This is a genomic window from Blastococcus sp. TBT05-19 (assembly GCF_003319095.1).
GTDB lineage: Bacteria > Actinomycetota > Actinomycetes > Mycobacteriales > Geodermatophilaceae > Blastococcus.
The window spans coordinates 1,254,212-1,273,844 of the sequence record NZ_QOHI01000001.1 but is presented as its reverse complement, the minus strand read 5'-3'; the positions used below and the strand labels follow the sequence as shown (position 1 = coordinate 1,273,844).

The window sequence follows — 19,633 nt, the reverse complement described above, 5'->3', positions numbered from 1 at the left end:
CCGGCTCAGTCCTGCGGCCGCGCCAGGGAGAAGTCCCGGAGCCAGCCCAGCACCTCGGTGGCCAGCCGCTGCGGCTCCTGCAGCTGCGGGACGTGCCCGACGCCGGCCCACTCGACGTAGCGCCACGACGGGTGCCGGCGGGAGATGTCGCGCGCGGCCGCGACCGGCACCAGCCGGTCGCGGTCGCCGTGCACCAGCAGCACCGGGACGGCGATGGACGCCATGGCCGACCGGTAGCGGCGGGGGTCGGCGAGCAGGCGCAGCAGCGAGCGAGCCGCGACCAGGAACGCGCGGTCCATGCCGTCGACGTCCTGGCGCTCCTCGAGCAGGGTCACCGAGCGGTCGACGACCTCGGCGGGCAGCTGGTCGGGGTCCACGCCGACGAGCTGGAGCATCTCGCGCACGCGCCCCAGGGGCGACTGCCGCTGCCGCCGCCACCACATGAGCCGCCTCCCTACGAAGGGCAGCGCGTAGGCGGCGAACATGGCGACGACCAGCGGGTCCAGCGCGCGGCGCGGGCCCGGCACGGCCGGGTCGAGCAGGACCAGCCCCCGCACCTGCTCGGGGTGCTCGCCGGTCTCGAGGATCGAGATCATCCCGCCCATCGAGTTGCCGACGAGCACGACCGGCTCACCGACGACCTCGGTGAGGAAGCGGTGCAGCACCGCCACGTTGGCCGCGACGCTGGAGTCGCGGCCGGCCGGCTCGCTGCGCCCGAACCCGGGGAGGTCCACCGCGAACACCCGGGCGTGCTCGCGGACGAGGGGGGCGAAGAGGTCCCAGTTCAGGTGCGAACCGCCCAGCCCGTGCACGAGGACGAGCACCGGCCCGTCGGCGGGGCCGCCGAAGTCGACGTAGTGGACCGCGCCTCCCAGGTCCACCGTCGCGCTGCGTCCCGCCGTTCCCTGCTCGCCCATGAGCGCCCCTCTCCCCGTCCGGACCGCCCGTACGGTGGCACGTCCTGCCAGAGGGCGCAGCCCGGGACGATCCGCCTTGCGCAACGGAACGCTCGCGGCCGATATGACGCAGGACACATTTCGGCAACATGTGCCCGCGTCCTTGTGACGGACACGTGTGAGGCAGGCCTCAGATTGGTACCGGCCCTTCCAAGAACGAACGGCAGCCAGGAGGACGACGTGGCACGACAGCAGGGTGACGGCCCGGCACTCCCGCTCTACCTCACCGAGCCCGGCCGGGCGGTCGCCGACTACGGCCTCTACCTGGCGGCGCGGCCGCTCGCGGCCCGGCTGCCCAAGGGCGACGGCCACCCCGTGCTCGTCCTCCCCGGCCTGCTCGCCGACGACAACTCGACCCGCGTCCTCCGCGCGACGCTCCGGCGGCTCGGCTACCGGGTGCACGGGTGGGGGCTGGGCCGCAACATCGGCCCGACCGCCCTCTGCGTCAACGGCCTGCGCGACAAGCTGGACTACCTGCACGGCCGTTACCGCCGGAAGGTGACCGTCATCGGCTGGAGCCTGGGCGGCATCTTCGCCCGCGACCTCGCCCGGCAGTGCCCCGACCAGGTGCGCCAGGTGATCACCCTCGGCAGCCCGTTCCGCATCGAGCGGCACAGCCAGACCCGGGCCGGCAAGGCGTTCGACCGCTTCGCCCACCTGCACGTGGAGCAGCGCCAGTACCCGTTGGAGTCCGACGGCTGCCCGCTGCCCGTGCCGGCCACCTCGATCTACTCGCACTTCGACGGCATCGTGCACTGGCAGACGTGCCTCAACGTGCCCGGCGAGCGCTGCGAGAACATCGCCGTGACCGCCAGCCACCTCGGCATCGGCCACCACCCGGCCGCGATCTGGGCGGTGGCCGACCGGCTGGCCCAGCCGGAGGGCACCTGGAAGCCGTTCAAGGCTCCGGCATTCCTCCGCCCGGCGTTCCCGAAGCCGGCCGTCCCGGCGGCCCGGGGCCCGGTCGACATCGCGGCCCAGCCGGCCGCCTGACGGAGGGCCCTCCTCCCTCCCGCTCGCGGGGTCGCGAGCGGTGGGGAGGAGGGCCGTTCCGGCACCTCACGGGGTGGGCGCGACAGGATTCGAACCTGCGACCACTCGCTTGTAAGGCGAGGGCTCTACCGCTGAGCTACACGCCCCGCGCGCTCAGGGTACGGGCGCGAGCGCCCGCCCCCGAGCCGCGGATCACGCCGCGATCTTGGCGACGGCGTCCTTCCAGCCGGACTGCTCGCGGGCGTCACCGGGACCGTTGACCTCGGCGAAGGTGATGACGCCCTCGGCGTCGATCAGGAAGGTGCCGCGCACGGCCATCCCGGCCTTGTCGTTGAACACGCCGTAGGCCTGGGCCGTCTCGCCGTGCGGCCAGAAGTCCGACAGCAGCGGGAAGTCGAAGCCCTCGGCCGCCTTGAAGGCCTTGAGGCTGAACACCGGGTCGGTGCTGATCGCCAGCACCTTCACGCCGGCGTCGGTGTAGGCGGCCAGCTCGTCGCGCAGCTGGCACAGCTCACCGGTGCAGATGCCGGAGAAGGCGAACGGGTAGAAGACCAGGAGCACGGGGGTGCCCCGCAGCTCGGCGAGGGACACGACCTGCTTGTCCTGGTCGGGAAGGCTGAACTCGGGCGCGCGGTCACCGACGGAGAGGCTCATGCCCCCGATCGTGCCGCACGCCCGGCGACGTGCTGGAACGGCCCCCTCGCAGGGACCCGCGCCGAGCGGAGCGAGGTGCGGGGGGCGAGGGGGTCCTTGAACTAGCGGCGGCTGCGCGCGGCCTTGGGGGTGACCAGGCGGATGCCCGACCAGTCCTTGGCCGCGGAGATGCTGCTGGTCTGCGAGAGGCCGGCGGTGGGCGCCACCTCGGTGACGTCACCGGGCTCGACGTGCCCGGGCCGGCCCGACTTGGGGACCAGCAGCCAGACGACGCCCTCGTCGGCCAGGGAGGTCAGCGCGTCGGTGAGGGCGTCGAACAGGTCGCCGTCGTCCTCCCGCCACCACAGGATCACGACGTCGGCCACCTCGTCGGTGTCCTCGTCGACCATCTCGCTGCCGGAGGCCTCGATGATGGAGTCGCGCAGGTCCTCGTCGGCGTCCTCGCTCCAGCCGAGCTCCTGCACGACCATGCCCGGCTTGATGCCCAGCCGGGCCGCCATGCCGGCGCTGTCGACGCTCATCCCTGCTGCTCCTCCATGCGTGCTGCTCCTGCTGATCGGCTGTGACGTGGATGGTGCCCTGTCGGGCCGGTGACCGCGCGGGGAGGCGTCACAGGACGACCGGCCGGGCGACGTGTTCGGTCCCGGAGCGGAGCGGGCACGAGCCGACGGCGGACACGACCAGCGGGAGAACCACCCGCACCCTGGTCATGCCACCCCTCTCGCCTGACGTCGACGCGCTCGCCCTCCGGCGGACGTCCCCCGGGGGCGGCGCCGTCGGAACGAGGCGCCGCAGGCGGAAGCGTAGGGCATGGCGGGCACGACGCAAGCCTGCGTCCGCAGGCAGGACGGACGTCGTCCCTCCCCCGGCGCGACACGCCTCCTTCCGCAGGACGGCGGGAGACGTGACGGCGACTGCCCCCTCGGGGGACGATGGGCGCATGAGCGCACCGCAGCAGACGGACGGCGACCCCGCCCGCGACGCAGGCCAGCCCCGCCCGGTCATCACCAGCGGGTTGCCGAGCCAGCTGATCGACACCGACCCCGACGAGACCCAGGAGTGGGTGGAGTCCCTCGACGCCGTCATCGACCACGCGGGCCGAGGTCGCGCCCGCTACCTGATGCTGCGGATGCTCGAGCGCAGCCGCGAGCAGCAGGTCGGCGTCCCGTCGCTGCGCAGCACGGACTACATCAACACCATCCCGCCGGAGCGGGAGCCCTACTTCCCGGGCGACGAGCACGTCGAGCGCCGGATCCGCGCCTACATCCGGTGGAACGCCGCGATCATGGTGCACCGCGCGCAGCGGCCCGGGATCGGCGTCGGCGGCCACATCTCCTCCTACGCGTCCTCGGCATCGCTGTACGAGGTCGGGTTCAACCACTTCTTCCGCGGCAAGGACCACCCCGGCGGCGGCGACCAGATCTGGTTCCAGGGGCACGCCTCCCCCGGCATCTACGCCCGCGCCTTCCTCGAGGGCCGGCTGACCGAGGACCAGCTCGACGGCTTCCGGCAGGAGGTCAGCCACCCGGCCGGCGGGCTGTCGTCCTACCCGCACCCGCGGCTGATGCCGGACTTCTGGGAGTTCCCGACCGTCTCCATGGGCCTGGGCCCGCTGAACGCGATCTACCAGGCGCGCTTCAACCGCTACCTGCACGACCGCGGCATCAAGGACACCTCCGACCAGCACGTCTGGGCGTTCCTGGGTGACGGCGAGATGGACGAGCCGGAGTCGCTCGGCGCCATCGGCCTGGCCGCCCGCGAGGAGCTGGACAACCTCACCTTCGTCATCAACTGCAACCTGCAGCGCCTCGACGGCCCGGTCCGCGGCAACGGCAAGGTGATCCAGGAGCTCGAGTCGTTCTTCCGCGGCGCGGGCTGGAACGTCATCAAGGTGATCTGGGGCCGCGGCTGGGACAAGCTGCTGGCCGCCGACCGCGACGGCGCGCTGGTGCACCTGATGAACTCCACGCCCGACGGCGACTACCAGACCTACAAGGCCGAGGACGGCGCCTTCGTCCGCGAGCACTTCTTCGGCCGCGACCCGCGCACCCGCAAGCTCGTGGAGGACATGAGCGACAAGGAGGTCTGGGACCTCGCCCGCGGTGGCCACGACTACCGCAAGGTCTACGCCGCCTACAAGGCCGCGATGGAGCACAAGGGCCAGCCCACGGTCATCCTCGCCAAGACCATCAAGGGCTGGACGCTGGGCAGCCACTTCGAGGGCCGCAACTCGACGCACCAGATGAAGAAGCTCACCGCCGAGGACCTGGCCGGCTTCCGCGACCGGCTCTACCTGGACATCCCCGACTCGGCGCTGGACAAGACCCTGCCGCCCTACTACAAGCCCGACCCGGACTCCGACGAGATGAAGTACATGCTCGAGCGGCGCCGGCAGCTCGGCGGTGCGGTGCCCCGGCGCCGGTCGGAGGCCAAGGCGCTGAAGGCCCCTGACGACAAGGCCCTCGAGGTGCTCCGCCGCGGGTCGGGCAAGCAGGAGGTGGCGACGACGATGGCGTTCGTCCGCCTGCTCAAGGAGCTGCTCAAGGACAAGGAGCTCGGCCCGCGCTTCGTGCCGATCATCCCGGACGAGGCCCGCACGTTCGGGCTGGACAGCCTCTTCTCGTCGCACAAGATCTACAACCCGGCCGGGCAGCGCTACACCTCGGTCGACCGCGAGCTGATGCTGGCCTACAAGGAGTCCGAGCAGGGCGTGATCCTGCACGAGGGCATCAACGAGGCCGGCTCCACGGCGTCGTTCACCGCCGTCGGCAGCTCGTACGCCACCCACGGCGAGCCGATGATCCCGATCTACATCTTCTACTCGATGTTCGGGTTCCAGCGGACCGGCGACGGCTTCTGGGCGGCCGCCGACCAGATGACCCGCGGCTTCATCCTCGGCGCCACCGCCGGGCGGACGACGCTCAACGGCGAGGGCCTCCAGCACGAGGACGGGCACTCGCTGCTGCTCGCCCACACCAACCCGGCCGTGGTGTCCTACGACCCGGCGTTCTCCTACGAGGTCGCCCACATCACCCGGGACGCCCTCGTGCGCATGTACGGCGACGACCCCGGCGCCCCGCTGGGCGGCCACCGCTCGCCGGATGTCATGTACTACCTGACGGTCTACAACGAGCCGTTCACGCAGCCGGCCGAGCCCGAGGGCCTCGAGGTCGCCGACCTGCTGGCCGGCATGTACCGGTACGCCCCCGGCCAGGGCGAGGGCCCCAAGGCGCAGGTCCTGGCCTCCGGCGTGGCCGTGCCGTGGGCGCTGCGGGCGCAGGAGCTCCTCGCGAACGACTGGAACGTCTCGGCCGACGTCTGGTCGGTGACGTCGTGGGGCGAGCTGCGCCGGCAGGCCGAGGAGGTCACCGAGCACAACCTGCTGCACCCCGAGGAGGAGCCGCGGGTCCCGTTCGTGACCTCGAAGCTGGCCGACGCCGAGGGCCCGGTCGTGGCGGTGTCGGACTGGATGCGCTCGGTGCCCGACCTGATCGCGCCCTACGTCCCGGGTGGCATGTCGACGCTGGGCACCGACGGGTTCGGCCTCTCCGACACCCGTCCGGCGCTGCGCCGGCACTTCCACGTCGACGCCGAGTCGATCGTGGTCCGGGTGCTCGCCTCGCTGGCCGACAAGGGGCAGGTCGAGCGCTCGGTCGTCCGCGAGGCGGTCGAGAAGTACCAGGTGCGCGACGTCCAGGCGGCTCCGGCGGAGCAGCGCACCGACCCCTCCCCCGCGACCTGAACCGCTAGGCACGCAGGCATAGGAACCTTTGCCCAGGAGATCCGACCGGGATCCATGGGCGAAGGTTCCTATGCCCGCGCGGGTTCCTAAGCCTGCGCGCGTTCAGCCGGCGAGGTTCTGCAGCGCCATCTGCGCGTAGAGCGCGACGCCGGCCGGCAGCGGCTCCTCGTCGAAGACCACCAGGTTGGAGTGGTTGGCCGGCGCCGTCTCCGGTTCGACCCCGGGCGGGCAGGCCCCGAGGAACGCCATGGCGCCGGGCACCTGCTCCAGCACGTAGGAGAAGTCCTCGGCGCCCATCATCGGGGCCGGCATGAGGAGTGCGGCGGGCTCGCCGAGCAGCTCCCGGGCGTTCTCCAGCACCTGCGCGGCCGCGCCCGGGTCGTTGACGGTCACCGGGTAACCGGCCAGGTGCTCGAAGACCAGGGTCATCTCGTGCGCGGCGGCGATGTGCGTGGCGACCCGCTGGACGGCGGTCACGACGTCCGTCCGGCGCTCGGCGGACAGCGTGCGGATCGTGCCCTCGAGGAAGGCGATCTCCGGGATGACGTTGTCGCGGGATCCCGCGGCGATGTGGGCGACCGTCACGACGGCCGGGTCGAAGACGTCCACCCGCCGGGTCACCATCGACTGCAGCGCGAGCACGATCTCGGCGGCCACGGGCACCGGGTCCGCGGCGGTGTGCGGCATCGACGCGTGGCCGCCCCGGCCCTGGACGGTCATCCGCCACTGGTCGGCAGCGGCCATGGTCGGCCCGGGCCGGACGTTGATGCTTCCGCTGGGCATCGTCGAGATGGTGTGCATGGCGAAGGCGCCGCTCACCGGCGCCCCGGGCACGACGTCCAGCAGCCCCTCCTCGAGCATGTACCGGGCGCCGTGCAGGCCCTCCTCCCCCGGCTGCAGCATGAACACGACCTGTCCCGCGATCTCGTCGCGGCGCTCGGCGAGCAGCCGGGCGGCCCCCAGGAGCATCGCCACGTGGGTGTCGTGCCCGCAGGCGTGCATCGCGCCCGGGACCTCGGAGGCGAACGGCAGGCCGGTGTCCTCGTACACCTGCAGGGCGTCCATGTCGGCGCGCAGCAGGTAGGTCGGCCCGGGGCGGGCCCCACGGAGCACCCCGACGACGGAGCTGGTGGTCTTGCCGGTGGTGATCTCCACCGGGAGGTCGCCGAACGCCTCGAGGACCATCGCCTGCGTCTGCGGGAGCTGCAGCCCGATCTCCGGGCGCCGGTGCAACCTGCGGCGCAGGTCGATGGTGCGGTCGGCGTCGTTGTAGGCGGCGGACAGCAGGTCGGCGGCGCTGGTCGGCATGCCCCCACTCTCGCCCACGACGCCGGGTCCGCGCCGCACAGGGCCCCCCACGACCGCGCCCTCCCCGCAGGGGTGGGGTCAGGTGGCCCAGGCGGGGCGGGCGGTGTCGACCTGCCACACCAGCACCGTGGCGGGCCCGGTCACCCGCACCGGCCCGTCGTCCTGCCTCGTGACCCCGTCGCCGGTCGCCACCAGGACGACGCCGTCCGGCACGGCGAGCTCCTCCCCCGGCGTCGCGCGCCCGATCCACAGCCGGGCGTCGTCGCGCCGCAGCTCCACCCAGCCCTCCGCGGCGGGCAGCACCTCGTGCGAGGTCGGCGCCCCGGGGTCGGCGCTGCGCAGGTAGCACTGCAGGATTCGCACACCGTCGGCGCCGGCGACCTCGTCGTGCGCCAGCCCCTGCCCGGCGCGCAGGACGGCGACGTCGCCCGCGGCCACCGTCGCCCCCTCCGCCCAGCTGTGCGTCACGCTCCCGGTCAGGACCACGGCCACGACGTCGACGGCCCGGTGCTCGTGCCGCCCGTACCCGGCGCGGGGTGGCAGCCGGTCGTCGGCGATCCGCAGCAGCGGGCCGAGCGAGCCGTCCTCCGGGGCCAGCACGATGCGCTGGTCGAGCCCGCTCACCGCGGCGGCAGGGCGGCGCGGCCACCCGGCAGGGCATCGACGACGACGGCGACGAGGAGGCACCACGACAGCCCCAGCGCCCATCCGCCCAGCACGTCGGACAGGTAGTGCACGCCCAGCCACATGCGGGTGAGGCCGACGAGGAGGACCACCAGCACGCCGACCACCACCCAGGCACGCCGCGCGGACGTGGTCAGCCAGGGCCAGGCGAGCACCAGTGCGACGGTGACCAGCGCGGCGATGCCGGAGGAGTGCCCGCTGGGATAGCTGAGCGACTCGTACCGGGCGCCGCCGTCCTCGAACGGGGGCCGGACCCGGCCGAAGAAGTCCTTGAGCACCGCCGTCACCGGGCTGATCAGCCCGGCCGACAGCACCACCCAGACCACGGTCCGCCAGGCGCTCCGGCGGACCAGCCACACCACGACGGGCAGGAACAGCACGAGCCGGAACACCGCCAGCCCGGGTGCGGTGAGCGCCTCGAGCAGCCAGTCGAGCGCCCGCGCGCGGCCGTCACCGGCGTACAGCGCCTCACTGACGGCGGCGTCGAGGCGCAGCTGCGGGCCGAAGTCGCTGCGCACGCCCGCGCCGAGCAGCGCAACCACCGCCACCCCGGCCACCGTCGCCGCGACCAGCGACACGGGCGCGGCGGCACGCGCCCGGGTGACATCGGCGGTGCCGACCGGGGGAACGCTCACCCGTCCACTCTCCCCCACCCCCGGGTGCCGTGACACGCTGACCGGGTGAGCCCGGAGGGGAACCGCCCGCCGTCGGAGGCCACCCTCCGGCGGCTGGAGCGCGCCTCCGGGTCGCTGGCCACCCAGGCCGTCGCCCGGATGGACGAGGAGCTCTCCTGGTTCCGGGCGATGCCCGCCGACCAGCGCTCCTGGGTCACCCTCGTGGCGCAGGCCGGCATCGCGTCCCTCGTGGAGTGGTGCCGCAGCCCGGGGCGCCCGCCGAAGCTGACCGGCGAGGTGTTCGGCGCGGCTCCCCGCGAGCTGGCTCGCACCGTGGCGCTCAAGCAGACCGTCGACCTGGTCAAGGTCACCGTCGAGGTGGTCGAGGAGCGGGTGGCCACGGTCGCCGAGCCCGGCGACGAGGAGGCGTTGCGCCTGTCGGTGCTGCTGTTCAGCCGCGAGGTCGCCTTCGCCACGGCGCACGTCTACGCCAGCTTCGCGGAGAACCGCGGCGCCTGGGACGCCCGGCTGGAGGCGCTGGCGGTCGACGCGCTGGTGCGGGGCGAGCGCACCGACGAGCTGTCCGGTCGCGCGGCCGCGCTGGGCTGGGCGGCGACGACGCCGGCGATCGTGGTCGTGGGCGCGACGCCCACCGACGTCGAGGACCCGCACGCCGCGGTGCGGCGGGCGGCGCGGGCGGCGCGCTGCGACGTGCTGGTCGGGGTGCACGCCGAGCAGTTGGTCGTCGTCCTCGGCGGCGCGCACGACCTCGGCCTCGCGGCGGAGCGGATCAGCGAGGAGTTCGGCGACGGGCCGGTCGTCACCGGCCCGGTGGTCGACGGGCTGAGCCGGGCGGCGGTCTCCGCGGGCGCCGCGCTCGCGGGCCTGCGCGCGGCCCGCGCCTGGCCCGAGGCGCCGCGGCCGGTCCCGGCCGACGCGCTGCTCGCCGAGCGCGCCCTGGACGGCGACCCGCTGGCCCGCGCGGCGCTGCAGGAGCGGGTCGCCGCGCCCCTGCGGACGGCCGGCGGCGGCGTGCTGGAGACGGTGCGCGCGGTGCTCACCAGCGGCGGCAACCTGGAGGCCAGCGCGCGGGCCATCTTCGTGCACCCCAACACCGTGCGGTACCGGCTCAAGCGGGCCGCCGAGCTCACCGGGCTGTCGGCCACCGACCCCCGCGGCAGCTGGACGCTGCAGGTCGCGCTGGCCCTCGCCGCTCTCGACGAGGACCGCTCGCTCTGGCACTGACGCCGCACCAGCCGTGCACTTCCCACCAGTGACGGGCCCGTCACGTCGCTGTTTGGCTGCATGTATTGGAGGGTTCCCACAAAGATCACCGGTGGGCTTTCGTACCGCAGCCCACCGCGCGGAAGCCCGATCACTGGCACGGTGGAGGGGTGCTCGCCGTCCTCGCCCCGGGTCAGGGTGCGCAGAAGCCCGGGATGCTGACCGACTGGCTCGACCTCCCCGGCGCGGAGCCGTTCTTCCGCTGGGCCGGGGCGATCGCCGGCGCCGACCTGCTCACCCTCGGCACCACGGGCGACGCGGAGGCGATCAAGGACACCGCGGTCACGCAGCCGCTCGTGGTCGCCATGAGCCTCTTCGTGGCCCGGGAGCTCGGTGGCCTGCCCGGCCCGGTCGTGCACTCGCCGCACGCCGGCCGCGACGTCGTCATCGCCGGGCACAGCGTCGGCGAGCTCACCGCCGCGGCGCTGGCGGGGGTGCTGTCGGTCGAGGCCGCCATCGCGCTCACCGCCGTCCGCGGCCGGGCGATGGCCGCCGCCTGCGCGCAGACCCCCACCGGCATGTCCGCCGTCCTCGGCGGCGACCCCGACGAGCTGCAGGCCGCGCTGGACCGGCACGGGCTCTCGGCGGCGAACTACAACGGCGGCGGCCAGGTCGTCGTCGCCGGCCCGCTGGACGGGCTGGCCGCGCTCAAGGCCGAGCCCCCGGCCAAGGCCCGGGTCATGCCGCTGTCGGTCGCCGGGGCGTTCCACACCTCGTACATGGCACCCGCCCGGGAGGAGCTCGAGGGCCTGGCCGACGGCCTCCGCCCGGCCGACCCCAGCCGGCTGCTGCTGTCCAACGCCGACGGCGCGGCCGTCGCCTCGGGCGCCGAGGCCCTGTCCCGCCTGGTCAGCCAGGTGACCAGCCCGGTGCGGTTCGACTCCTGCCTGGCCACCCTGCGCGACCTCGGCGTCACCGCCGTCATCGAGCTGCCGCCCGCCGGCGCGCTGGCCGGCCTGGCCAAGCGCGAGTGGAAGGGCGCCGGCATCGAGATCCTCGCCGTCAGCAGCCCCGCCGACCTCGACCGCGCCCGTGAGCTCATCGCCGCCGAGCGCGGCCGGGCCGAGGCCGAGCACTTCCCCGACTGGCGCATGGTCGTGGCCCCCGCCCGCGGGACGGTGAGCCCGGCCGAGATCGCCGAGGGCACGCACGTGCCCGCCGGCTCCCCCCTCGGTTGCATCCGCGGCCGGCGGGAGGAGGTCAACGTCTCCGCCGGCTACGACGGCGTGCTCGCCGAGTGGCTGGTGCACGACGGGGACCTCGTCGACGCCGGCGACCCGATCGCCCGGCTCTACCCGGAGGTGTCCGCGTGACCCCCATCCAGCTGCCCGCCGGCGCCCCCGGCGCCCGGATCCTCGGTTTCGGGAGCTACCGGCCCCGCACCCGGGTGACCAACGACGACCTCGCGAAGCGGATGGACACCAGCGACGAGTGGGTCCAGAGCCGGGTGGGCATCGCCGAGCGGCGCTGGGCCGAGCCCGACGAGACGCTGGTCGAGATGTCGGTCGCCGCCGGCGGCAAGGCGATCGCCGCCAGCGGCCTCGACGCCGGCGACATCGACCTGGTGCTGCTGGCCACGACCAGCCCGCCCAAGGCGATCCCCGGCCTGGCGCCCCGGATCGCCCACCAGCTCGGGGTGCCCCGCCCCGGCGCCTTCGACGTCAACGCCGGCTGCGCCGGCTGGTGCTACGCGCTGAGCGCGGCGGCCGACGCGATCCGCAGCGGGACGGCGCGCAACGCCCTGGTCATCGGCGGCGAGCGGCTCACCGACTACACGAACCTCGAGGACCGGGCGACGGCGGTCATCTTCGCCGACGGCGCCGGGGCCGCGGTCGTCAGCGCCTCGGACGAGCCGGCCATCGGGCCGGCGGTGTGGGGCAGCGACGGCGACCTGCACGAGGCCATCGCGATCCCCGAGAACGAGACCGGCATGAGCATGGCCGGCCAGGCGGTGTACCGCTGGGCCACCACCAAGCTCACCGACACGCTGGTCGAGGCGATGCGCCGGGCCGGCGTCGGACCTGACGACATCGACGTGTTCGCCCCGCACCAGGCGAACCTGCGGATCATCGAGCTCATGGCCAAGCGGCTGAAGCTGCCGGAGCGCACGGTCATCGCGCGCGACATCGTGCGCTCGGGCAACACGTCGTCGGCCTCGGTGCCCCTGGCGCTGGCGGCCCTGCTCGAGAGCGGCGAGGCCAAGAGCGGCGACGTCGCCCTGCTGCTCGGCTACGGGGCCGGCCTGACCTTCGCGGGGCAGGTCGTCGTCCTCCCGTGACCGCCACAGACTCCCGGGACACCGTGTCCCGGACGACGACGTCGACCCCGTCCGGGGTCGTCGTCCCATCCGAGAGAGAGGACCCCACGTTGGCCAGCACCCAGGAGATCCAGGCCGGGCTCGGCGAGATCCTGGAGGAGGTGGCCGGGGTTGCCCCCGCCGACGCCACTCCGGAGAAGTCGTTCACCGACGACCTGGACGTCGACTCGCTGTCGATGGTCGAGATCGCCACCGCCGTCGAGGACAAGTTCGGCGTCGCCATCCCCGATGACCAGCTGGCGAACATCAAGACCGTCGGCGACGCGATCAGCTTCATCGAGAGCAACCAGGGCTGACCCCCTCGGGTCCCGCCGGCCGACCGCCGGCGGGACCCGTGCCCGATCCGTCCCTCCCCGAACGAGGAGTCCCCATGAGCGCGTCCACCTCCGACGTCGTCGTCACCGGCCTCGGTGCCACCACGCCCCTCGGCGGCGACGTGGCCAGCACCTGGGAGGCCCTGCTCGCGGGGCGTTCGGGCGTCAGCCGGATCACCGACGAGTGGGTCAAGGAGTTCCCGGCCCAGCTCGTCGCGCGACTGGCCACCGAGCCCTCCGAGCAGATCGACCGGGTGCGCGCCCGGCGGCTGGACCGCAGCCAGCAGGTCGCCGTCGTCGCCGCCGAGCAGGCCTGGGCGGAGTCCGGCGCTGCCGACGCGGGCGTGGACCCCGAGCGGATCGCCGTCGTCTTCGGCACCGGCATCGGTGGCGCGCTCACCCTCCTCGGGCAGGACGACGTCCTCGAGGAGAAGGGCCCCAAGCGGGTCTCCCCCTTCACCATCCCGATGCTCATGCCCAACGGCCCCGCCGCCGCCGTCGGCCTCGCCATCGGCGCCAAGGGCGGCGTGCACGCCCCGGTGAGCGCCTGCGCGTCGGGCGCCGAGGCCATCCGGTGGGGCCTGGACCTGCTGCGCCTGGACCGTGCCGACATCGTGCTGGTCGGCGGCGCGGAGGCCTGCGTGCACCCGCTGCCGATGGCCGGCTTCGCCGCGATGCGCGCGATGTCGACGCGCAACGACGAGCCCGAGCGCGCCTCCCGGCCGTTCGACAAGGGCCGCGACGGGTTCGTCCTCGGTGAGGGCGCCGCCGCGCTGGTCCTCGAGCGCGCCGACTCCGCCGCCGCCCGCGGCGCCCGGGTGCACGCCCGGCTGGCCGGTGCCGGCGCCACCGCCGACGGCTACGACCTGGTCGCCCCGCACCCCGAGGGCGAGGGCGCTGGCCGCGCGATCACCGCCGCGCTGCGCGACGCGGGCCTCACGCCGGCCGACGTCGGGCACGTCAACGCCCACGCCACCTCCACCCCGGTCGGCGACACCGCGGAGGCCTCGGCCATCCGCAACTCGCTCGGCGAGCACGTGCTGGTCAGCGCCACCAAGAGCCAGACCGGTCACCTGCTGGGCGCCGCCGGCGCCCTGGAGTCGGTGTTCGCGATCCTCGCCCTGCGCGAGCAGGTGGTGCCCGCCACTGCCAACCTCGACGACCCCGACGACGACGCCGCCGTCCAGGCGCTCGACATCGTCCGGGACGAACCGCGCAAGGCCGAGCTCCGCGCCGCCGTCAACGACTCGTTCGGCTTCGGCGGCCACAACATCGCGCTGGTCTTCACCACCGCGTGACCGCCACCGCCGAAGGCCCGCTTCCCGAGGAGACGCCGTGACCGCCGCCCCGGCCGCACCGACCCTGACCGCGCCCGACCCTCGGGACCCCGAGGACCGCCTCGCGCGGTTCCTCGACCCGGGCTCGATGCAGCCGCTGGCCGCCCGGGACACCTCCGGGGTGATGGCGGCCCGCGGCACCGTGGACGGCAGCCCTGTCGTCGCCTTCTGCACCGACGCCACCGTCATGGGCGGGGCGATGGGCGTGGACGGCTGCCGGCACATCGTCGACGCCATCGACACCGCGCTCCGGGAGCGGGTGCCGTCGGTCGGCATCTGGCACTCCGGCGGCGCCCGGCTGGCCGAGGGCGTCACCGCCCTGCACGCCGTCGGCGAGGTCTTCGCCGCCATGGTGCGGGCGTCGGGCCGGATCCCGCAGATCTCCGTGGTGCTCGGTGCCGCGGCCGGCGGTGCCGCCTACGGCCCGGCGCTGACCGACCTGGTGATCATGGGCCCGGCCGGCCGCGTGTTCGTGACCGGACCCGACGTCGTCCGGTCGGTCACCGGCGAGGTCGTCGACCAGGAGCAGCTCGGCGGGCCCGACACCCACGGCCGTCGATCCGGCGTCGTGCACGTGGTCACCGACTCCGAGCCGGCCGCGCTGGAGACCGCCCGCCTGGCCGTCGACCTGCTGGCCGCCCAGGGCACGTTCGCCGCCGCCGACGACGAGCCGGAAGCGGACCTCAGCGCCCTCCTGCCCGAGCAGCGGCAGCGCGCCTACGACGTCAAGCCGCTGATCTCCTCGGTGCTCGACGGGCCCGGGCTGGAGCTGCACCCGCGGTTCGCCCCGAACGTCGTCACCGCGCTGGGCCGGCTGGCCGGGCGCACCGTGGGCGTCGTCGCCAACAACCCGCTGCGGCTGGGCGGCTGCCTGGACTCGGCGTCGGCGGAGAAGGCGGCCCGGTTCGTGCGGATGTGCGACGCGTTCGGCATCCCGCTGGTCGTGCTGGTCGACGTCCCCGGCTACCTGCCCGGTGTCGGCCAGGAGTGGGACGGCGTCGTGCGCCGCGGCGCGAAGCTGCTGCACGCGTTCGCCGAGGCGGTCGTCCCGCGGGTGACGCTGGTGACCCGGAAGTCCTACGGCGGGGCCTACATCGCGATGAACGCCCGCTCGCTCGGCGCCACCAAGGTGTTCGCCTGGCCGGGTGCGGAGGTCGCGGTCATGGGCGCCAAGGCCGCCGTGGGCATCCTGCACCGCAAGAAGCTGGCCGCCGCCCCTCCCGGGGAGCGCGAGGCGCTGCACGCGCAGCTGGCCGCCGAGCACGAGCGCATCGCCGGCGGTGTGAACCGCGCGCTGCAGATCGGCGTCGTGGACGAGGTCGTGGAGCCGGCGCAGACCCGGCGGCGGCTGATCCAGGCGCTGTCCGAGGCGCCCCTGGGCCGAGGGGCCCACGGCAACATCCCGCTCTGAGGCCCGTTGACGATCAGGTGACCTGATCGTTCTGGGTCCTCCCTCACGGTCGACGCCGAGGGAGGACCCAGAACGGTGAGGGAGGACGTGGCTGAGACGTGGAAAGGCCGCCCCGGCGCCGCTTCCCCGACGGCGCCCGGACGGCCCGGTCCAGGCTACGACGACTCCATTGTGAGCCCGGGAGTGTCGTGCCCCTTTCGTGATGTACGAGCTAGACGACCTGGTGCAGCCAGGTGACCGGGCTGCCGTCACCGGCGTGCCGGTAGACCTCGAGGTCGGCGTCCCACGCGGCGCCCAGCAGCTCGTCCACACCGTGGCGGAAGGCCTCGATGGAGCCGGCGGTCGCGGCGAGGTGGCGGAGCTGCTGCTCGGAGACGACGAGGTCGCCGTTGGCGCTCGTGGGCGCGCGGAACACACCCTTGCCGGGCACGTACGACATGCGCTCGCCGTCGTTGCCGTGGCTGGCTTCCTCGGTCACCTCGAAGCGCAGCATCGGCCACGCGCGCAGCGCAGCAACCAGCTTGGCGCCGGTGCCGGGCGAACCCGTCCACGCCACTTCAGCACGGTAGGAACCGTGCGCCGCGGGCTGCTCAGCCCACGACAGGGAGACCGGCGCGCCGACCACGCGCTCAAGCGCCCACTCGACATGCTGGCAGAGCGCCTTCGGGCACGCGTGCACGAAGACGACACCCTGGGTTGACCGTCGCTGCACGGGGCACCTCCATCGACTCGATCGGTCTCGTCTTCCCCTACGGACCCATCGATTCGGTGACTGGCTGTGTTCGGCAGTGGCGGAGCAGGGCTCCCGGGTCAAGTCTGCACGATGGTCACCCGATCGCGCCAGCCCGGATGCGACTCCTGGGACGAAAGTGGCCGATGATCTTCCTCGGCGCCTCTAGATGCTGGTCAGCGGCCAATACCACGTCCGCAGGGGCTCCGTCTACCTGCCGGTAGCGCAGCGGCTGCCCGCGCAGCACCTCTCGGGCCGGTCCGGCGGGGAGAACGTGCGGGCGGACCGCCGGCGCCATGACGGATATCACTCTGCGTCATGGTTCGTCGCAAGCCCAGTCAGTCAGGGCGCTCCCGACCTGCGGAAGCAGGCGTGTGACCGATCACGGAAGGTGGCGAGAGCGCCACACGCCGTCCCGGAGGCGGTCAGACGTCGAGCGACTGCGCCCGGTTCCCGCCGCTGCTCTTCGCCCGGTACATGGCGACGTCGGCGCGGTGCATGAGGTCCTCGACGTCGTCCCCCGGGTGGATCTCCGCCAGGCCGACGCTCGCCGTCACCCGGTGGCGGGCGCCGGCGACGGCGACGGCCTCCCGCAGCCGCTCGGCGAGCAGGGCCGCGGAGGTCCCGGACGTGACGTCGGCCAGGACGCCGAACTCGTCACCGCCGAGCCGGGCGACGGTGTCGGTCTCCCGCACCGCGGCACCCAGGGCGGCGCCCACCGCGGTGAGCAGTGCATCGCCCGCCGCGTGGCCCTCGGCGTCGTTCACGGCCTTGAACCCGTCCAGGTCGACGAGGAGCGCGACCGACCGGTGGCCCCACGCGGAGGCGTCCACCGCCCCGGCGACCCGGTCGAGGAACAACCGGCGGTTCGGGATGCCGGTGAGCGGGTCGGTCGAGGCGAGCAGCTTCTGGGTCCGGATGAGGAGGAGCTGCCGGTCGTAGGCGGCCCAGGAGTTGGCCGACGCCATCGCGCAGATCATCGTGAACGAGCCCATCACGGTGGCGAAGAACAGGGCCGACAGCGTGATGTCGGGCATCGCGACGAATGCCAGGTACGAGCCGGTCATCAGCGCGCCCATGGCGACCACGCCGTAGGGCGCGTAGGCGACGGCCATGAAGGCCAGCGTCAGGAACAGCACGGAGAACAGCGGGCTGGAGGCGCCGCCGTCGAGACGGGCGGCCACGGTGATCAGCGCCGTCGTCGAGATGCTCCAGCTGTACATCAGCAGCGGCCCGCGGTTGTCGCGCATCATCTCGCGCAGCGGGAGCAGCATCAGCATGGGCGAACCGACGACGACGAGGGCGGCCAGCACGAAGATGACCGGGTTGCCGCGGATCGGGGTGGGCGTCAAGGCGGTGTAGACCGCCACCGCGACGGCGGCGATCTCGCTCTGGATCACGCCGTAGCGCACGTGCCGCACCCAGTAGGCCGCGCGGTCGTCGTCCTCGGCCAGCGTGCGGTAGAGCCCGGCGCGCACGGCCGACCCCAGCCTGCGGAGCCTCCCCAGCGGACGCGCGGCGGGCGTACTGCTCGCCCGGCGGTCCCCAGGCAGTCGGTCGGTCACCCTCCTGCGATCGACCGCTCCGACCTGGTCCTTGATCGATTCCTCACCCGCGGGGGTGGTACGCCGCTTGACGAGGCGCAGAGCACGGCGACGGCCGGCGGATCCGATGCCTGACCAGCGCAGATGCGGGTAGGGCGCTTCCGTGGGACGAGTCCAGGGAATGGCCGATGCAGGGCGGGACGAGATCTCCCGCATGGTGCTGGACGCGTGGGACGGCTTCCTCGCCCAGGCGGAGACGCTGGACCTCTCCCGCGACTCGAGGCTGCCCGGGTGGCGCGCGCACGAGATCTGCGTCCACCTCGGGTGCTGGGAGGACCACCAGGCGCTGCGCGACCTGATCGCCTCGGCGCGCTCCGGCGAGCAGGGCACCCCGCCCGACCCCGATGCGGTCAACGCCCGGGTCACGGCGGCACACCGCTCGGCCTCCCGCGAGGAGGTGCTCGCCGCCCTGCGCCGCAGCCGGGACGCCACCGCCCGCTACCTCGCCGAGGAGCCCGTCGAGCTGGACACCGCCCTCGCGGTCTCCGTCGTCGGCCGCATCCCCCTGCTCAGCGTCGTCCTGGGGCAGGCGTACGAGATCGCCGTCCACTGGCTGGACCTGGTGTCCTGCGGGGCCGAGCCGCCGCCGGCCGACGTGCTGCAGTCGGGGCTCGCCGCGCTGACCGACGTCACCGGGGCGCTGGCCGCCGACACGGGCATCACCGGGCGGGTCACCCTCGCGACGCCGGACGGCGGCTGGGGGTTCGCCGCCGACGGCCAGGGGTGGCAGGTCCGGCGGGTGCCCGCCGGCACGATCGACGGCCCCGCGGTGGAGGGCGCCGCGGACCTGCTGCTCGAGGCGGCTTCCGGCCGGATCAACCCGGTGCCCGCCGTCGCGAGGCGGAAGCTCAAGGTGCACGACGTCGGTGGACTGCTGCAGCTGGCCCCGATCGTGCAGAAGGTCCCCGGCATCCCCGGCGGACCGATCCTCCAGCTCGCGGCCCGCACCATGGGCGGCGCCGGTGGCGTGATCGGCCGGTTCTTCGGCCGCGGCTGACCCCGCTCAGCCCGGCAGTGCCTGCTCCCCCGCCCGCCGGGAGCGCCGCTTCGCCCACCAGAGGGCTGCACCGAGCAGCACGAGGGTGACGACGACCGCGGGGACGACGGCCAGCGCCGTCAGGTGGTCGACGACGAACGCGGTCGAGGCGCCCACCCCGACCTGCACCACGGTGCTGGGGACCATCCCCACGGCGGTCCCGGCGAGGTAGGGGGCGAGGCGGACCCGGCTGAGCCCCGCCCCGTAGTTCACGACGACGAAGGGCATGACCGGGATCAGCCGGCCGGCGAGCACCGAGACGAACGCCCGCTCGGTGAACAGGTCGTCGACGCGGTGCAGCCGAGGGCCGGCCAATCGTGCCGCGGCGGGCCGGCCGAGCGCGCGGCTGAGGCCGAACGCCGCGAGCGCGGACAGCAGGCCACCGGCGAAGGCCACGGCCAGTCCGGTCCAGAAGCCGAGCACCGCCCCGACCAGGGCCGAGACCACCGACCGCGGGACCGGCGCCAGGAGCACGACGGTCAGGCCCCCGAGGAGCAGCACCCAGGCGGTCGCTCCGCCGTCGTCGAGCCAGGTGCGCACCTGGCCGGCGTCGGGCAGGTCCAGGACCAGCGCCGCGACGACGCCGACGGCGAGCAGGACGCCGAGGACGGCGGCCCGCAGCCAGATCCCCCCGCCGTCGCGCACGGGA

Annotated in this window: 18 protein-coding genes and 1 tRNA gene; 9 read left to right on the top strand and 10 right to left on the bottom strand. The window is 74.0% G+C overall.

Annotated features, from left to right (window positions below):
• Positions 1 to 5 precede the first annotated feature (5 nt).
• Positions 6 to 917, bottom strand: coding sequence for an alpha/beta fold hydrolase (locus DQ244_RS06260; protein ID WP_113810486.1), 912 nt, complete (start codon positions 915 to 917; stop codon positions 6 to 8).
• 219 nt (positions 918 to 1,136) lie between these two features.
• On the opposite strand from DQ244_RS06260, the gene DQ244_RS06255 reads away from it, so the two are divergent.
• Positions 1,137 to 1,949, top strand: coding sequence for a triacylglycerol lipase (locus tag DQ244_RS06255; protein ID WP_113810485.1), 813 nt, complete (start codon positions 1,137 to 1,139; stop codon positions 1,947 to 1,949).
• A gap of 74 nt (positions 1,950 to 2,023) precedes the next feature.
• On the opposite strand, the gene DQ244_RS06250 is transcribed toward DQ244_RS06255, so the two are convergent.
• The 3 genes from DQ244_RS06250 to DQ244_RS06240 form a co-directional block, all read right to left on the bottom strand.
• Positions 2,024 to 2,095: transfer RNA gene (locus tag DQ244_RS06250), tRNA-Val, on the bottom strand.
• Between the two features lie 46 nt (positions 2,096 to 2,141).
• Positions 2,142 to 2,603, bottom strand: coding sequence for a peroxiredoxin (locus DQ244_RS06245; protein ID WP_113810484.1), 462 nt, complete (start codon positions 2,601 to 2,603; stop codon positions 2,142 to 2,144).
• A 101-nt stretch (positions 2,604 to 2,704) separates the two neighbouring features.
• Positions 2,705 to 3,124 carry a DUF3052 domain-containing protein gene (locus DQ244_RS06240; RefSeq protein WP_113810483.1) on the bottom strand — a complete coding sequence of 140 codons (420 nt, stop codon included), beginning with the start codon at positions 3,122 to 3,124 and terminating at the stop codon, positions 2,705 to 2,707.
• A 419-nt stretch (positions 3,125 to 3,543) separates the two neighbouring features.
• On the opposite strand from DQ244_RS06240, the gene aceE reads away from it, so the two are divergent.
• Complete coding sequence (aceE, locus tag DQ244_RS06235; protein ID WP_113810482.1) at positions 3,544 to 6,345, top strand: pyruvate dehydrogenase (acetyl-transferring), homodimeric type; 2,802 nt, start codon at positions 3,544 to 3,546, stop codon at positions 6,343 to 6,345.
• Positions 6,346 to 6,447: 102 nt separating this feature from the next.
• Here aceE and DQ244_RS06230 read toward each other — a convergent pair whose 3' ends face one another.
• From DQ244_RS06230 to DQ244_RS06220, 3 genes are all read right to left on the bottom strand, one after another.
• A complete protein-coding gene (locus DQ244_RS06230; protein WP_113810481.1) occupies positions 6,448 to 7,653 on the bottom strand; it encodes a M20 family metallopeptidase in 1,206 nt (401 codons plus the stop codon).
• Between the two features lie 78 nt (positions 7,654 to 7,731).
• Entirely contained in the window at positions 7,732 to 8,277 is a 546-nt protein-coding gene (locus DQ244_RS06225; RefSeq protein WP_233491198.1) for a pirin family protein, read from the bottom strand.
• The gene (locus tag DQ244_RS06220; protein ID WP_233491197.1) at positions 8,274 to 8,972 is read right to left on the bottom strand and encodes a phosphatase PAP2 family protein; all 699 of its coding nucleotides are present in this window, start codon (positions 8,970 to 8,972) and stop codon (positions 8,274 to 8,276) included. Before DQ244_RS06220 ends, DQ244_RS06225 begins: the two co-directional genes overlap by 4 nt.
• Positions 8,973 to 9,017: 45 nt before the next feature.
• Here DQ244_RS06220 and DQ244_RS06215 point away from each other — a divergent pair, with 45 nt between their 5' ends.
• The 6 genes from DQ244_RS06215 to DQ244_RS06190 all read left to right on the top strand — a co-directional run bounded on the left by DQ244_RS06215 (position 9,018) and on the right by DQ244_RS06190 (position 15,614).
• A complete protein-coding gene (locus DQ244_RS06215) occupies positions 9,018 to 10,196 on the top strand; it encodes a CdaR family transcriptional regulator (RefSeq protein WP_113810479.1) in 1,179 nt (392 codons plus the stop codon).
• Between the two features lie 149 nt (positions 10,197 to 10,345).
• Positions 10,346 to 11,548, top strand: a complete 1,203-nt coding sequence (locus DQ244_RS06210) for an acyltransferase domain-containing protein (RefSeq protein WP_113810478.1) — start codon at positions 10,346 to 10,348, stop codon at positions 11,546 to 11,548.
• On the top strand, positions 11,545 to 12,513 hold the full coding sequence (locus DQ244_RS06205) for a beta-ketoacyl-ACP synthase III (RefSeq protein ID WP_113810477.1): 969 nt from the start codon (positions 11,545 to 11,547) through the stop codon (positions 12,511 to 12,513). The genes DQ244_RS06210 and DQ244_RS06205 overlap by 4 nt, the downstream gene beginning before the upstream one ends.
• A gap of 89 nt (positions 12,514 to 12,602) precedes the next feature.
• Positions 12,603 to 12,848, top strand: coding sequence for an acyl carrier protein (locus tag DQ244_RS06200; protein WP_113810476.1), 246 nt, complete (start codon positions 12,603 to 12,605; stop codon positions 12,846 to 12,848).
• 74 nt (positions 12,849 to 12,922) lie between these two features.
• Complete coding sequence (locus tag DQ244_RS06195) at positions 12,923 to 14,164, top strand: beta-ketoacyl synthase (RefSeq protein ID WP_113810475.1); 1,242 nt, start codon at positions 12,923 to 12,925, stop codon at positions 14,162 to 14,164.
• Positions 14,165 to 14,201: 37 nt separating this feature from the next.
• Positions 14,202 to 15,614: an acyl-CoA carboxylase subunit beta gene (locus tag DQ244_RS06190; RefSeq protein WP_233491196.1), complete on the top strand. Its 1,413-nt coding sequence runs from the start codon at positions 14,202 to 14,204 to the stop codon at positions 15,612 to 15,614.
• Between the two features lie 211 nt (positions 15,615 to 15,825).
• On the opposite strand, the gene DQ244_RS06185 is transcribed toward DQ244_RS06190, so the two are convergent.
• Both DQ244_RS06185 and DQ244_RS06180 read right to left on the bottom strand, forming a co-directional pair.
• Positions 15,826 to 16,293, bottom strand: coding sequence for a DUF3145 domain-containing protein (locus DQ244_RS06185; RefSeq protein WP_232796851.1), 468 nt, complete (start codon positions 16,291 to 16,293; stop codon positions 15,826 to 15,828).
• A 476-nt stretch (positions 16,294 to 16,769) separates the two neighbouring features.
• Positions 16,770 to 17,822: a GGDEF domain-containing protein gene (locus DQ244_RS06180; RefSeq protein WP_113810474.1), complete on the bottom strand. Its 1,053-nt coding sequence runs from the start codon at positions 17,820 to 17,822 to the stop codon at positions 16,770 to 16,772.
• A gap of 247 nt (positions 17,823 to 18,069) precedes the next feature.
• On the opposite strand from DQ244_RS06180, the gene DQ244_RS06175 reads away from it, so the two are divergent.
• Positions 18,070 to 18,945 (top strand): maleylpyruvate isomerase family mycothiol-dependent enzyme, encoded by an 876-nt coding sequence (locus DQ244_RS06175; protein WP_199580226.1) that lies wholly within the window; start codon positions 18,070 to 18,072, stop codon positions 18,943 to 18,945.
• Positions 18,946 to 18,951: 6 nt separating this feature from the next.
• Here the strand turns inward: DQ244_RS06175 and DQ244_RS06170 are convergent, their stop codons facing one another.
• On the bottom strand, positions 18,952 to 19,629 hold the full coding sequence (locus tag DQ244_RS06170; protein ID WP_158544483.1) for a TVP38/TMEM64 family protein: 678 nt from the start codon (positions 19,627 to 19,629) through the stop codon (positions 18,952 to 18,954).
• Between the last annotated feature and the right edge of the window lie 4 nt (positions 19,630 to 19,633).

Coding starts and splice junctions, on each gene's coding strand:
- DQ244_RS06260 (WP_113810486.1), bottom strand. CDS start 917: ATGGGCGAGCAGGGAACGGCGGGACGCAGCGCGACGGTGGACCTGGGA.
- aceE (WP_113810482.1), top strand. CDS start 3,544: ATGAGCGCACCGCAGCAGACGGACGGCGACCCCGCCCGCGACGCAGGC.
- DQ244_RS06245 (WP_113810484.1), bottom strand. CDS start 2,603: ATGAGCCTCTCCGTCGGTGACCGCGCGCCCGAGTTCAGCCTTCCCGAC.
- DQ244_RS06240 (WP_113810483.1), bottom strand. CDS start 3,124: ATGAGCGTCGACAGCGCCGGCATGGCGGCCCGGCTGGGCATCAAGCCG.
- DQ244_RS06195 (WP_113810475.1), top strand. CDS start 12,923: ATGAGCGCGTCCACCTCCGACGTCGTCGTCACCGGCCTCGGTGCCACC.
- DQ244_RS06230 (WP_113810481.1), bottom strand. CDS start 7,653: ATGCCGACCAGCGCCGCCGACCTGCTGTCCGCCGCCTACAACGACGCC.
- DQ244_RS06175 (WP_199580226.1), top strand. CDS start 18,070: ATGGCCGATGCAGGGCGGGACGAGATCTCCCGCATGGTGCTGGACGCG.